Source organism: Anabaena sp. FACHB-83 (genome assembly GCF_014697485.1).
Classification (GTDB): domain Bacteria; phylum Cyanobacteriota; class Cyanobacteriia; order Cyanobacteriales; family Nostocaceae; genus Nostoc_B.
In genome coordinates this window covers 1-14,571 of record NZ_JACJRY010000004.1, presented here as the reverse complement: position 1 = coordinate 14,571, position 14,571 = coordinate 1, and the positions used below count along the sequence as shown (strand labels likewise).

Below are 14,571 nucleotides of genomic sequence, written 5' to 3'. Positions count from 1 at the left end.
ATCGGGGAGTGGTGAGTCAGGAATCGAAAAAACACTATTCTCTGAATTTATATTGGCGGTACTAAAACCGGTATTGCCTTGGGTATGACTTTAAAACTGGCAGGAGTATAAGTTGTGATTTCCCCATCAGTATTAATTGGGCGGGGTTTGCGAGTATAAATTTCAAATTTTTGTCCTTGCAGCGCCCGTACACTCCGCCAGTGAATATGTCTACCTTGGCGCATTGCTGGCAATAAGGGTATGATTTGCCACCAGTGTTCTATTTCTAAACTGTAGAGATCCAATCTTTGATCATCAATAGTGGCATCGTGAACTACTGCCATACCACCACCATAATAACGACCGTTACCGATCGCAATCTGCACAGTTTTAACACGAAAGGATTGATCCTTGATTTTAATTTCGGCGCTAAAGGGGCGAGACTCCCAAATTACTTGTAATGCAGTGGCAATATAAGCTAATACTCCCCAACGACGTTTTCTTTCTTTGGTGAGTTTTTGGGTAATTTTGACACTCAATCCCATACTGGCAACATTAAAAAAATGTTTCCCGTTTACCCAACCTAAATCAATGCGGCGCAATTCTCCATAGGCAATAATTTCGCAAGCTTCTGCTAAGGAATTGGGAATTGCTAATGTTCTGGCTAAATCGTTGGCAGTACCTAAAGGTAAAATTCCTAAAGGTAATTGTGTTTCTACTAAAGCTTCCACTGCGGCGTTTAAAGTTCCATCACCACCACCCACAATTACTAAATCAACTTCATGTTGATAACGGCGAATAATTTCTGAAAGATGTTTGGGGCTTTCGGTAGATTCTTCTATTAATTTAAAGCCAAGTTTATTTAGATAATGAGTTGCTTCTCGTAATCTTTGCTCTCCTTGGCGGGCATGACGATTAACTAACAGTAACGCACGGGAATTTACTGGTATTGACCTTTGTCTTGTTTGTTGCCAATTATCAGCTTCCATACAATTTAATTAATTTGGTTAAGATAAAGATATGTAAGTATATTTTTTACTTGATTGGTTTATTTCTATGTTTGTAACTTTTGATTTATTGCATAAGCTTACTTAATTATATATTAAACAGATTTAAACAAAATGTAGTCAAATTACTCTTTATTAAAGCATTTTAGGTTTAAGAGTCATCAGCAATCATTAAGAAATAATTTATAAAGTAAATCTTAAGTAGGGTGTATTATGGCTTCAGCCTAACGCCTCTACATAATTTTGGATTGTACACTTATACCTCATTTCGCTGAAATATATGTAACATTACGAATAATTATTACTAAGTATTAAGAAAAAATAAGTTTTGCAAGAATAAAAATTGTTTTCAATATTAATCAAAATTAAACCCCAATAATTTTGGTGAAATTCAATATCTAAATGATCAAACATTATATTTTTTATTAATTAGTAAACTCGGTGTAATATTATGCCCAAAAAATCATTATCGAGTTAGATTTATACTGAAATATATGGCTTGTCATATAGAAACATCTATCTTAAGAAGGAACTCATACCCAGTTTTTTAGACAGAATTAATCCTAAAACCAGCCAGATGTTAAAAAAACATAAAAGTTACAGGGAAATCCTCTATTGGGGGATTGTATTAACTAGGAGGAAAATATTTACTATTGGATGATTTCACACCCAAAAAATTACTAATATTCAAGTAATGAAAACATCTGCGTGGTTATTAATACTTAGTTTGTCACTAACAGCTTGTAATGCACCACCAAATACAACAGTGTCTCCTAACCCTGGTGGCACTGGTGCGACTGCAAAACCTGTGCAGAATCAAACTAAAAGTAAACTAACTGTTGTGACCACAGTTGCACCGATCACGAATATTGTGAGTAATATTGCAGGCGATCGCACTCAAGTCAAAGGCATTATTCCTGAAGGTGCTGACTCTCATACATTTGAACCGCGCCCTAGTGATGCTGATTTGTTATCCAAAGCTAATTTGATTATCGTCAACGGACTGCGTTTAGAAGTACCCACGGAAAAACTCGCAAAAACTTCTAAACCCAAAGAAACAAATATTTATGAACTGGGGAACAACACTATTACGGAAGCCCAATGGATTTATGATTTTAGCTTTCCCAAAGAAAAAGGAGACCCCAATCCCCATTTGTGGGTAAACCCCAAATATGCAGAAGCTTATGCTAAATTAGCCGCGCAACAATTAACAAAGTTAGACCCCGAAGGGAAAGAATACTACGAGAAAAATTTGACGAACTACTTGCAACGTCTGGACGAATTAGACAAAGTTACCCGTGAAGTGGTGGCGAGTATTCCTGCTAAAAATCGCAAACTGTTAACATACCACGACTCTTGGGCTTACTGGGCTAGAGAATATGGCTTTGAAGTTATCGGCGCAATTCAACCATCTGATTTTAAAGAACCTTCCGCCCAAGATGTTGCCAAACTCATCGACCAAATTCGCAAATCTGGAGTACCTGCAATTTTTGGTTCAGAAGTCTACCCCAGCAAAGTTGAAGAACAAATTGCCAGAGAAGCCAAAGTCAAAATAGCCAATACCTCTGATGATGAATTACCAGGAACGGGATCAGCTAATGCCATAGAAAATACTAATCCCCAGCATACTTACATTGGCATGATGGCAAACAATCTGCGAATCATGGCCGCAAATCTGGGCGGAAATCCTCAATTAGTTGACAAGCTAAATACTACCAATGTCGTCGGCCCAGCTACCACGGCTAATAAATAACAAAGTGTGGAGTGAGGAGTAGACAAGGTAGAGAGGGTAGACAAGGTAGAGGGGGTAGACAAGGTAGAAAGATTGCTTCCTTGTCTCCCTCATCCCCCACTTCACACTTCATACTTCAATTACTTAATTTGCATGGAAACAATATTAGAAATTAAAAATCTTACCTGTGGTTTTCAAACTCAACCAGTGTTGACGAATGTCAATTTGTGCTTATATCCTGGGCAACTTTCTGGTTTAGTGGGGCCTTCGGGTAGTGGGAAAACTACTCTAATTAAAGCCATATTAGGGTTAGTTAAACCTTGGGCGGGAGAAATTTGGTTTCGTGGAAAACGTTTAAAACCGGGAACCGCGCCGCCAAAGGTGGGTTATGTCCCGCAAGTAGAAACAGTAGATTGGAATTTTCCGGTAACTGCACTGGAAGTAGTGATGATGGGACGTTACCGCAAACAGCAATTTTTACCTTGGTCATCATACCGCGATCGCATTATAGCTAAAGCTTTATTAGAACGGGTAGGAATAGCGCACATTGCTAATCGTCCCATTGGTGAGTTATCTGGTGGACAACAGCAACGGGTATTTATTGCTAGGGCGTTAGTTGGTGAACCAGAAATTGTTCTGTTAGATGAACCAACAAGTAGTTCTGATTTACGAGTGCAGCATGAATTATTACATTTGTTGGCGGAACTAAATCAACAAGGGTTAACAATTCTACTTTCCACCCATGATTTAAATTCGGTAGCGACTCATTTACCTTGGGTAGTGTGTTTTAATCACAGTGTTATTGCCCAAGGTGAACCCAGCGATGTGTTTACACCTGCAATTTTAAAGCAGACCTTTGGTGCAGAAATGGTGGTATTTCATCAAAGCGATCGCATTTTGATTGCTAATGCAGGTACTTCGTTACGCCATCAAATGCAAGACAATTTACCCGATATTCTCAGAAAAATTCCCTCAAGCCACAACGGACATAATTCTAAATCTTCAAGTAGTAGCAATTAGCAAAAGCAACCCAAAAAAGTTTATTTTGTCAGCTTTCCGATGATTCATCGTCCAATTATCGATAACTGTAAAATTAAACAAAAGCAATGGTATCAAAACCCAAAACAATGACACGAATTCCATTAACAGAAGCACAACTTCGTTTAGCCGAACTGATTGCTAGTCTGCAACCTGGTGAAGAAGTAGAAATTATTACAGGCGATCGCACTGTCGCCAGACTAATTGCCGAACTTCCGCCACTGCGTAAACCACGACAGCCCGGTAGTGCGATCGGAACTTTAACTATTTTGTCTGACGATGAAACCCACTTAGAAGACTTTCAAAATTATATGCCGTGAAGTTGTTACTCGATACTCAGGCATTTCTTTGGTTTGTACTTAATGATCGCTCTCTTAGTCAAGTTGCTTGTAATTTGATTGTTGATCCTTTGAATGACATCTTACTAAGTCCTGTTTCCTATTGGGAAATTGCTATCAAAGTTAGTATTGGTAAATATCAAATTCCTGAAAGCTTTGCTACCTGGATTGAGCGTCAAATCTACGTCAACGAATTGGAAATATTACCTATTAAAGTTTCTCATACAGCCGCGATTGTTAATTTACCATTTCATCATAAAGATCCCTTTGATCGGCTTTTAGTTGCTCAAGCAATCACAGAAAAGATTCCGATCATTAGTGCAGATGCAGTTTTAGACAATTACGCAGTCACTCGTTATTGGTAAATACACAGGACTTACGTAAGTGTCACAATTGGCGGTTGGTGTGTGACGCTATAAATCTTATAACTACGTTCAAATCTTCTCGTTGCGTCACACACCCTACAGAAAAAATATGATAGTTGCGTAAGTCCTAAATACAATAACTACCAAACTTATTAAATACATGGAATTTCTACTTAAACCTTTTGCTTATGAATTTTTTAGCCGTGCTGTCATTGTGGGGATGATGGCGGGGCTATTGTGCGGTGTGATGGGTGTATATATCATTACGCGCCGGATGAGTTACATTGCTCATGGTCTTTCCCATGCTATTTTGGGCGGAGCAGTGTTGAGCTATGTTTTAGGGCTAAATTTTTATATTGGTTCGGGAATTTGGGGATTTGCTGCCGCCTTGCTTATCCAATATCTTACAGGTCGCAAAGTATATTCTGATGCTGCCATTGGAATTGTCACCACAGCGAGTTTTGCTTTGGGTGTCGCGGTAATTAGTACCTATCGCAAATTTAGCCAAAACTTTGAAGCGGCTTTATTTGGCAATGTCTTGGGCGTTTCTCCTACAGATTTGTGGTTTGTGACGGTAGTATCGATTGTGATTTTAGGCTTAGTGTTTGTATTTTATCGCCCTTTGTTGTTTTGGTGTTTTGATAGAGAAGTAGCACAGGTGCATGGTGTACCAGTGGTGGTGATGGATACATTATTTGCTTTAATGCTGGCAACTTTGTTAGTCGCCACATTAAATATTTTGGGAGTGACATTAATTATCTCTGCGGTAGTGATTCCAGCTTCCATTGCGCGACTGTTGAGCGATCGCTTTGGTTATATTATGATTATTTCTGGCATTTTAGGCGCAGCGATCGCATTTGTGGGAATTTACCTCAGCTACTACTTAGATATTGCGTCTGGCGCTAGTGTAGTTTTGCTATCCACTTTAATTTTTGCTGGTGTCTTACTGTGGAAAAGCATTCAAAGTCGGCGAAAACGCTACTTACCACCCATCTCTACACAACATTATCAAGGGTAGTGTGGGAGTCTTGTTTGAGATATGAATGAGACAGACAAGGGAGAGTGGGGAGAATATGGGACTGATAACTCAGCACTCCTCACCAATCGGCAGGTAGATGCAAAACTCGCTACCTTGACCCAACTGGGACTGTACTTCCAGTCTGCCACCATGTTTTTCTACCACAATTTGACGAGCGATCGCTAATCCCAAACCCGTACCTTTACCCACAGCTTTAGTAGTAAATAAATGCTCAAAAATTTTCTCTTGTACTTCTTGTGTCATACCTTTGCCATTATCGCGGATACCGATATATACCTGCTTTGATCTAACTTCAGTATGGATAGTAATGATTTGGGGATTGGCTTCTAGTTCTTTGAAGGATTGAGTTTGCGCCATTTCGTCAAACATATCAATGGCATTAGCCAAGAGATTCATAAATACTTGGTTTAACTGTCCAGGGAAGCATTCGATTGTGGGTAAATCGTCAAACTCTTGGATAACTTGAATCTCTGGACGGTGTTCGTTGGCTTTGAGGCGATATTTCAAAATTAACAATGTGCTATCAAGTCCCTCATGGAGATTGGCAGAGATTTTGTATTCGGTATCAGCACGGGAGAAGGTACGCAGACTTGTACTGATATTTGTGATCCGATTCGTTGCACCTTTCATCGAATGGAGTAACTTGGGTAAGTCTTCCGCCAGAAATTCCAAGTCTATTTTGTCAGCATTGTTTTGAATTACCTTGTTTGGTTCGGGATACTCCTGTTGATAAAGGGCTAAATGTCCCAGTAAATCTTGTACGTAGTCTTGGCCATTGCTGATACTGCCATTCAGGAAACCGATGGGGTTGTTGATTTCATGGGCAACCCCAGCCACCAGATTTCCCAGAGATGCCATTTTTTCGCTTTGTAGTACTTGTAATTGAGTATTTTGCAATTCTACATCTGCTTGATGGCGTTCAATGGCAATGCGGGCAAGATAGGTGGCAACTTCCATCAGTTGGCGGTCATGTAGGGTAAATTCCCCAGCTACAGGCTGATACATAGCCAGGGTAGCCAGCACCTGTCCTTCCGCACCTAAAATGGGTGTCGAAGCACAAGCCCGCAAACCAAAGTCTAAGGCGAATTGATAATTAGCCCAGAGGGGATCGGTAGCAATATCTGTCACTGTAACAGATGCTTTGCAATAGGCGGCAGTTCCACAAGAACCAACTTCTGGGCCAATTTTAGCCCCATCAACTATGGCATTGTAGCCTGCTGGCAAACTGGGTGCTGCGCCATAACATAATCGCCCTTCGGTATCAATCAGCAAAACGGAACAATAGGCTGGATGATGAACGTGGCTTTCAATGTATCGGACAGTTGCTTCTAAAATCGTGTTTAAGGAAACCCCTTGGGCAATCAACGCCAAAATTTGTTGTTGTCCATTGGAAAGTGCCAAAACTTCTGCTAAATCCTGCGACTTTTGTTGAGCATCTTGGAGTGAGTGTTCCAACTGTTGATAAAGTCGGGCATTTTCCAGGGAAATTGCCGCTTGGGTGCAGAGGAAATTGAGAATTAAAATCCGCTCTTCAGTAAATACTCCACTGGTAAGTTGATTGTTGAGATATAAGATGCCAATTAAATGCCCTTGATGGAGCAAGGGCAAACATAGTAAGCTTTGGGGCTGGTGTTGTCTGAGATATTCCCCAATCACAGGTAAGCTAGTTTCCATGTTGTCAATCACCACAACTTCTTGGGTGTTTTTGACGTAATAAATCAACTTTATTGGTACATAAGGATTATTAGTGAGTGGTTCAGCACATAGTTGTGTTTCATGAGGAGTAGCCATTGCCCGCACTTGCCATTCTCCAGTCTCACTCAGCAACATCAAGGCACAGCGATCTGCGCCTGAGTTTTGCAGAATGATTTGGGTGAGTTGATGTAAAAGTTCATCTAATTGAATTGTGCTAGAAAGTCCTTGAGAGGCTTTGAGGATAGTGGCAAAATCAACGGACTGGTTAATGTTGGTACTACTGGAACTCTTGCGATCGCTGGTATGACTAGATACAGTTAACGGGGAAATCGTTGCTAGGGTACTCAAAATGCTCGTAGATGCTTGTGTCTGTTGCAAGATGGGGCGAAGCAGATTGGGATAGCTGGTTTCTAAGTTAGCAACTTTGGCTTTAGCTCCCCAATGGGTATAACAGTAGTAGGCTTCTTGCATATAACCTGCGGCGACTTTCTCTTTCTCCCAGTTGAGATAGAATTTGGCGGCGAGTTCGTTGGCTAAGGCTTCATCTTGGATGAATCCGTTGGCTTTTGCTCCTGCAATGGCGCGATCATATAAATCTGCGGCTAGGTAATTTTCACCCCACACCCGTTGCTTTTCTGCCTCGATTAAATCTACCTTATGTTGGTGATTCATGGGTGCTTGATGTGCAAATTGAGCCAGAGTCGTTTGATGGGTTTGAGCCATTGCCAAAATTTCATCTTGATCCTGTTCTGATTGAACCGGTAAGCGTGTCAAATGAGTCAGGGCTGCATAAAAATAAAAAATAGGCACGAAAAATGTGCCTGATAAAGCTGCTATGTAAGACTGTGCTTGAGCCTCATAATGAATTGCATCTTGATAATTACCAAAATAGTAAGCCAGTAATAACTTATATATATAGACTTCTGCGATCGCTGTTCCATCCCCATCTTGCTGGTGCTTAGGCAGCATCACTGTTTCATTGTAAGAATTTCCGGTTAAACAATGTGGTTGAGTCACTATTTCAATAAAATTTTCTGCTGTTTGTTTTCCTAAATCTATATAGGCTTGAGCCGCATATTGTTTCACCTGAGCTAAAGCCAGACTATAGTGAGCCATGTCTTGCACAAAACCACTCAATTCTTCACCACTAAAAAATCGGCAATTGCTGTGGATAGCTAAGGAAAAGCCAGCGTACATAAAATTACCAGTCTCCATCCCCACATCAAAAGCTGTTTTCAAGGTTGGGATTGAGTTCTGCAATGGCTCTTTATGGAGTTGAATAAAGCTGCCAAACAGAAACATCACGATGGGCTTAATCTCTGGGGTATTATATTTTTCGAGTAAATTTAAAGCAACTTTGCCAAAATCATAGCCTGTAGCTGCATCTGCTAAAAAGGCAGACATGACTAATCCGTGTATGGCATAGCCGATAGTTGATGATACTGTATTTCCCGATTGCAAAGATAGACTGACCATCTTGGAACTTAGCAAAGGTAATAAACTGGGCATACCCTGAATCATTGGTGGAAATAAGATGCCCATAATACGCATTGCTGCTTGGGTAACACTATCATTGGTAACTGGTAAATCGACCAATGTTTCTACTGGAATATTTGCTAACTGGGTGCTGAGGGTTTGTAGTGCTGTAGCAATCTTGGTGTCGTTGGCTTCTTCAGGTAGTTCAATTCCCAATAGGGATAAAGCTGTTCTGCCCACAGCGATCGCCTCTAAGACATGACTTTGTAAAGTGTTGGCAGCAATTTGAATTTCATAAATTTTCACGCGGTCTAGAACTGTTTGCGCTTGCTGTAACACCAATGCTGCTTGCTGTTCCATACCCTCAAAGTCGCCATTCAAATAACTGACTTCAGTAGATGTAATATACAGATTTAAAGTCAATTCATATTGATGTTGCCAACAGTTGCTTTCTAATAAAGTAATTCCTGTTTGTAAATAAGTCCTGGCTGCTGGATAGGCTGTAGAATTTCTGGCCTTAACTCCAGCTTGCAAATTGAGTTGAGCTAATTCTTGGCGATCGCTTGGTTGACTAATTAGGCATTGTCCTAAATTCAAATGCTCAACAATATCAAACAATTTTTCCTGTTTTACCGTTTCCGAGGAATTTTGTAGCAGTAATTGTCCGATATGCAGGTGAGTTGAGGTTTTCTGCTCATCGTAAATCAGAGAATAAGCTGCTTGTTGGACGCGATCGTGCAGAAACCGATAATTGAGGGTTTCCTGTGGGGTGTGCTGATTCACCTCATTTTCCCCCAAATAAAATTTGTAAATATCACTTTGAGGCAGAACTAAACCTTCCTGTAAGGCTTTCCACAATGTTGCTGCTACTTCTGTTTGGGATTGCTGCGAAACAATCGCCAGTGTATTTAAATCAAACTGTGCGCCAATACAAGCCGCAAGTTTTAAAATCTCTTGGGTTGTTTCCGGCAGTTTTTGTAATTGCTGCACCATCAATTCAACAACATCATCGGTTAAAGCTGCATCTCGCACTTGCACAATATTAAACTGCCAATATCCTGCATTCGAGTCAAAGGTAATTAACTGGTCTTGATGTAATGCCTTCAAAAACTGCGTCGCAAAGAAGGGATTACCCTGAGTTTTCTGCATGACCAGTTCTGTAAGTGGTTGCACTAAAGATGCAGGAGCATAAAGGGTATCGGCAATCAGATGATTGAGACTATTGAAACTCAGGGGTTGTAGGGTGATGGTGTGGATTTTTACCCCAGCTTTTTCTATACCATTGAGAGTCAATATCAATGGGTGGGCAGCAAACACCTCATTATCCCGATAAGCACCCAGCATTAATAGACAGCCCGTTTGCGACTCAGACATTAACACTTGAATCAAATTCAAGGAAGCCGAATCTGCCCATTGCAAATCATCCACAAACATCACTAACGGGTGTTCGGGCTGGGTGAAGACTTGAATGAATTTTTGGAACAATAAATTAAACCGATTTTGGGCTGCGGTTCCTGATAGTTCCGGTGCTGGGGGTTGTATACCAATAATCCTTTCCAGTTCGGGAATCAGTTCTACAATCACTTGGGCATTTTCTCCCAATGCTGCTAAAATCCGAGTCTTCCAGTGTTGCAATTGGACATCACTTTCACTGAGCAATTGCCCGACTAAATCCCGAAAGGCTTGCATAAAAGCACCCAAGGGAATGTTGCGATTGAACTGGTCAAACTTACCTTTAATAAAATAACCACGCTGGCGGACAATGGGTTTGTGGACTTCATTGATGACGGCAGTTTTCCCAATCCCCGAAAAACCCGCCACCAGCATTAATTCTGTAGTTCCAACGGCTACCCGCTCAAAGGCATCGAGTAAGACTTGTACTTCGGTTTCCCTACCGTAGAGCTTTTCGGGGATGATGAAGCGATCGCTCAAATCTCTCTGTCCTAGTTTAAATTCCGCAATTGTGCCTGTTTCTTTGTACTGGCTCAAACAATGTTCCAGATCATATTTGAGTCCGATGGCACTCTGATAACGGTCTTCGGCATTTTTCGCCATTAGTTTAGCCACAATTGCAGCTACCATCTGCGGTACATCGGGATTCACCTGATTTACCGACATCGGTACTTGAGCAATGTGACAATGAATCAACTCCAATGGGTCTTCACTGATAAATGGCAATTGTCTAGTTAACAACTGATACAGTGTGATACCCAGAGCGTAAAAATCTGCTCGGTAATCAACCCCCCGATTCATCCGTCCTGTTTGTTCTGGCGCAAGATAAGCTAGAGTGCCTTCTAACACATTGGGATTTTGGATGGTTTGGGTTTCTTTGGGTAACAGGGAAGCAATACTGAAGTCGATGAGTTGTACTTGTTTGGAGTCTGGGTGGATGAGAATGTTGGCTGGTTTAATGTCTTTATGGATGACTCGATGTTGATGCAGGTGATGGAGAATCTCTGCTATTTGAATGGCAATAACCAGCGTCTCAGTCGGTGAGAGGGGCTGTTGTTGGAGGTACTGCTCTAAAGAAATACTGCCAAAGTCTTCCATAACCAAGGCATAACTGTTCCCCAACGATTCCAGACTCAAGGGTTGAACAATACCCGCGCTCGGCAGATTTTTGGTGACGGTATATTGATTGCGAAATTGTACAAGTTCACTAAAACTGGGATAATCTTGATGCAGTAACTTAATTACTACTGGGCGCTGTGTCTCTATTTGCACCGCACGATAAACAATTGTTTTTGTTCCTTGATAGATTTGCTCAAGGAGTTGATAACCTAAAGCCTGCAAAAGCGGTTGCGTGTGGGTGCTATTAGAGTCTGCCATAGCTTTCAGTGAAACACATATTTTTTACGACTGCCTATCTTTATAATTCCCAGAAATTTTGGCGATCGCATCACATAAAATTTACATTCAAGAAGGCAGAAGGCATTCCGACAAAGCCGCAGAAGTCAAAAGTATTCTTCATTTTTGCCTTTTGACTTACCTCAGCACTTTGCTACAGTTTAGCAACAATCGGTCGCCAATAATCAGTGACTTTTGCCACAACAGTCATAAAATCATCAGGCATGATTTGTGTCGGCACTTTCCGGCAGTAATAGCGCCAATTCCGTCGATTTTTCCCTGTATTCCACCATTGGGGTTGAGAGAGAATTGTCAGTACTTCTTGCAAATCAGCATTATGACTACTAAAAGCTATTTTGATAGCTTCTGGCAACAATGTTTTATCTAACGGTACTACTGTCGCCAGCAACATCAGGTCATACAAATCTTTACCGCGCCAGCGTTTAGCACCTTGTTCAATTAAACCGTGTAGTTTCCAACCCGCCATTAATTCTGGTCTAGCGGCTAGAAGTTTTACTGGTTCTGCTGTCACTAAGGTAGGATATTCAATCCATTGGGCGGGGGGAACGAGGGGATCGTTAAAGCCGACATCAATTTGCAGCTTTTGACGGTAATCTAGTACGGAAGCATCAAGTTGCAGGCGCACACCAGGAAATGGATCTTCCAACCAAATACCATAAGATTCTAGGGATTCTAGATGAAAAACCACAGCATCACTAAATCCTTCAGTCGCCAGCAATTCCCGAAAGCGTTTGGTTGTGGCTTCAATATCAAAGGGATATAACCCCAGAAAATCGACATCAACTGCAATACGATGCCCTGGGGGAACCCACAACCGTGTTAACATTCCGCCACGCAGCACTAAATCTGCGGTGTGAGTGGAGTTAGCAACACGACGCAAAAGACTTTCCAGGAGGTGATAATTCAGGACTTCTGCAAGTGGGCGATCGCTTGTTTGCGAAATGTCCTGTAAAATTTGCTCAAGCATGATTATTTACACCTCCCAACCAGCCAGCATCAAGCCCGATGTTGCTATCAAACACAGTATATTCTTGCTGTGGTTGCACTAAAGAAATACCCTTTGACCGTAGTGATTGCAGGAGTTTCTGAAAGCGGTCTTGTGCCGCGTTCCGTCCTATTCCATACAACCGTAAGGTAATAAATCGCTGATGTTGGCTATGAGTTTTCTGTTTAAAAGCATTGCTAGATAAATGTGCGCCTTGGACTGCACAATGTTGGCGCAAAGCTTCTAAGTCGGTATTATCTGCCAGCAAGGCTTTGATGTGAAACTCAAAATAATTGCTTGCAGGATGCTGCAAAACTTCCTGATCTGTCACCGGGATGTCTTGGTTATACACCATTGCTTCAATTTTCACCCGCGTCACCAAAAAACCTGCCTGGGAAATTGTTTGGGCAAGGTGGTAAACTTCGGTGTAAACTTCCGGCAAAGTTCCCCGATGATGGGATGCGGTCATTGGTTGCGATCGCACCACTCCCACAGGTAACTCAATCAAAATACATTTAATCTTTAACTGCCGACAAATCTGTTGAAAGTGCTGTACTGTAGCTGGTGACTCTGCACAGATTGTAATATGAGCTTCAAATGTGCCTGCGTAATTATATTTAGCAATATGATTCAACACCGCCAGCTAATGAAAGGGTGGTTCTGTAATTTGCAGTTTCGGTTGTATCATAGAAAACTTTTTCACCCGACTCTTTGTAGTATACATATTACAAACAAACCTTGTCAAGCAATAAAAGACGAAAATCCCCCTTATCTCCCTTGTCCTCCTTGTCTCCCTTCCCTTGTTCCCCTCACTCCTACCTTCTTTACAAAGTTATTGCTTTATCACAAATTGTCAAATTCTGTAGTCAATTTAACGACAGTTTAATAAAAAGTATCATATACTCGGTGGTATAAGCCTCCGAGAAAGAAAAATAGCGGAGGATTTAAACCTAATCAGCAGGTCAATCCTATGCAAAAAGTATGGGAATCAACAGAATTAGAATATGCTTTTCTGTTCACCTTAAGAAAGGTAAATTCTATTAATCCAGAAGGTTTTCAGCCATTTTTTAATAATTTGCCAGTTGATCCTTATATCAAGGGCAATTATCGTTTAAGAAGATTATCCCGGTTTACCGTTTCCGGGAATGATTTAATTAAACTACCGCATGGCTACCTCTTCCAAAGCAAAACATATAACCCCTTATTGGGAGATATTAAAAGAGAATTTGCAGAATTAGAAGATAGCATTATTGAGCTTGATATCTTTAAAAAGATGGTCTTAGCATTTAGCGACTCTTGTAAACTGCACCCAGAAGCAGAAATCGGAGTTCATCAAATCAGAACCATCTGTTCCGCCGAAAATATGGGTAATCCCGCCCCTGAGGGTATCCATCAAGATGGTACAGATTTTATTGGGATCTTCTCTGTGGCTAGAGAAAATATCCAAGGTGGAGAAACACATTTATATACAGCGAAAAAAGAAAAGCCAGTTTTTAGTAAAGTGCTGAATTCTGGTGAATTATTATTAGTTAATGACCATAAATTTTTCCATTTTACGACTCCCATTAAACCGCAAGTTGATGGGTTAGGTATTCGGGATGTGTTTGTGTTAACTTCGCCTAGTTTGCTAACTGAATAAATATAAGAATCTGATTTGATTTTTGAATAAACTTATACCAATTGAATGTAAAGTTGCACACACAGCACTTTTGAAGTAAGCGAGTTAAACCATGAGTAATAAGTAAATTTCTGACTCATTACTCATTATTCATTACTCATTACTTTTTTCCATCAGTCTTGAGAATGTTGGGTTCCGTTCCTCCACCCAACCTACCTATGGTGTACACACAAGTCTTATCAAGTTGCCTAGTAGCATTTCGATCCCCCCTAACCCCCCTTAAAAAGGGGGGAATTTTCTTCAAGTCCCCCTTAAAAAGCAGGACTGTTTCATTCTCAAAAGAAAAATGGTTGAATCAGGATGATAACAGTATTAAATCAGGGTGCTAATGACTACCAGCTTAATCACAGAACTCAAAAAAGTACCAGATT

10 protein-coding genes are annotated in these 14,571 nt (G+C 40.8%); 6 read left to right on the top strand and 4 right to left on the bottom strand.

The window, feature by feature from the left end; all coding sequences use genetic code 11:
• Positions 1-47 precede the first annotated feature (47 nt).
• On the bottom strand, positions 48-968 hold the full coding sequence (locus tag H6G79_RS06055) for a lipid kinase (protein ID WP_190593617.1): 921 nt from the start codon (positions 966-968) through the stop codon (positions 48-50).
• Positions 969-1,680: 712 nt separating this feature from the next.
• Here H6G79_RS06055 and H6G79_RS06050 point away from each other — a divergent pair.
• The 5 genes from H6G79_RS06050 to H6G79_RS06030 all read left to right on the top strand — a co-directional run bounded on the left by H6G79_RS06050 (position 1,681) and on the right by H6G79_RS06030 (position 5,477).
• Positions 1,681-2,739, top strand: a complete 1,059-nt coding sequence (locus tag H6G79_RS06050; RefSeq protein WP_190593619.1) for a metal ABC transporter substrate-binding protein — start codon at positions 1,681-1,683, stop codon at positions 2,737-2,739.
• Positions 2,740-2,871: 132 nt separating this feature from the next.
• Positions 2,872-3,738 carry a metal ABC transporter ATP-binding protein gene (locus H6G79_RS06045; protein ID WP_190593621.1) on the top strand — a complete coding sequence of 289 codons (867 nt, stop codon included), beginning with the start codon at positions 2,872-2,874 and terminating at the stop codon, positions 3,736-3,738.
• A gap of 107 nt (positions 3,739-3,845) precedes the next feature.
• Positions 3,846-4,076 carry a type II toxin-antitoxin system Phd/YefM family antitoxin gene (locus H6G79_RS06040; RefSeq protein ID WP_190593623.1) on the top strand — a complete coding sequence of 77 codons (231 nt, stop codon included), beginning with the start codon at positions 3,846-3,848 and terminating at the stop codon, positions 4,074-4,076.
• Positions 4,073-4,459, top strand: coding sequence for a PIN domain-containing protein (locus H6G79_RS06035; protein WP_190593625.1), 387 nt, complete (start codon positions 4,073-4,075; stop codon positions 4,457-4,459). Before H6G79_RS06040 ends, H6G79_RS06035 begins: the two co-directional genes overlap by 4 nt.
• A 160-nt stretch (positions 4,460-4,619) precedes the next feature.
• The gene (locus H6G79_RS06030; protein ID WP_190593627.1) at positions 4,620-5,477 is read left to right on the top strand and encodes a metal ABC transporter permease; all 858 of its coding nucleotides are present in this window, start codon (positions 4,620-4,622) and stop codon (positions 5,475-5,477) included.
• A 69-nt stretch (positions 5,478-5,546) separates the two neighbouring features.
• Here the strand turns inward: H6G79_RS06030 and H6G79_RS06025 are convergent, their stop codons facing one another.
• The 3 genes from H6G79_RS06025 to H6G79_RS06015 all read right to left on the bottom strand — a co-directional run bounded on the left by H6G79_RS06025 (position 5,547) and on the right by H6G79_RS06015 (position 13,159).
• The gene (locus H6G79_RS06025; protein WP_190593629.1) at positions 5,547-11,498 is read right to left on the bottom strand and encodes an AAA family ATPase; all 5,952 of its coding nucleotides are present in this window, start codon (positions 11,496-11,498) and stop codon (positions 5,547-5,549) included.
• Positions 11,499-11,670: 172 nt separating this feature from the next.
• A complete protein-coding gene (locus H6G79_RS06020) occupies positions 11,671-12,504 on the bottom strand; it encodes a nucleotidyl transferase AbiEii/AbiGii toxin family protein (RefSeq protein ID WP_190593632.1) in 834 nt (277 codons plus the stop codon).
• On the bottom strand, positions 12,497-13,159 hold the full coding sequence (locus tag H6G79_RS06015) for a hypothetical protein (protein ID WP_313933883.1): 663 nt from the start codon (positions 13,157-13,159) through the stop codon (positions 12,497-12,499). Before H6G79_RS06015 ends, H6G79_RS06020 begins: the two co-directional genes overlap by 8 nt.
• Before the next feature lie 333 nt (positions 13,160-13,492).
• On the opposite strand from H6G79_RS06015, the gene H6G79_RS06010 reads away from it, so the two are divergent.
• Positions 13,493-14,161, top strand: coding sequence for a 2OG-Fe dioxygenase family protein (locus tag H6G79_RS06010; RefSeq protein ID WP_190593634.1), 669 nt, complete (start codon positions 13,493-13,495; stop codon positions 14,159-14,161).
• The last annotated feature ends 410 nt before the right edge of the window (positions 14,162-14,571 follow it).

Excerpts from the sequence above, each read along its gene's own strand:
- H6G79_RS06020 (WP_190593632.1), bottom strand. The coding sequence starts at position 12,504 with ATGCTTGAGCAAATTTTACAGGACATTTCGCAAACAAGCGATCGCCCA.
- H6G79_RS06010 (WP_190593634.1), top strand. The coding sequence starts at position 13,493 with ATGCAAAAAGTATGGGAATCAACAGAATTAGAATATGCTTTTCTGTTC.
- H6G79_RS06055 (WP_190593617.1), bottom strand. The coding sequence starts at position 968 with ATGGAAGCTGATAATTGGCAACAAACAAGACAAAGGTCAATACCAGTA.
- H6G79_RS06050 (WP_190593619.1), top strand. The coding sequence starts at position 1,681 with ATGAAAACATCTGCGTGGTTATTAATACTTAGTTTGTCACTAACAGCT.
- H6G79_RS06040 (WP_190593623.1), top strand. The coding sequence starts at position 3,846 with ATGACACGAATTCCATTAACAGAAGCACAACTTCGTTTAGCCGAACTG.
- H6G79_RS06030 (WP_190593627.1), top strand. The coding sequence starts at position 4,620 with ATGGAATTTCTACTTAAACCTTTTGCTTATGAATTTTTTAGCCGTGCT.
- H6G79_RS06025 (WP_190593629.1), bottom strand. The coding sequence starts at position 11,498 with ATGGCAGACTCTAATAGCACCCACACGCAACCGCTTTTGCAGGCTTTA.
- H6G79_RS06045 (WP_190593621.1), top strand. The coding sequence starts at position 2,872 with ATGGAAACAATATTAGAAATTAAAAATCTTACCTGTGGTTTTCAAACT.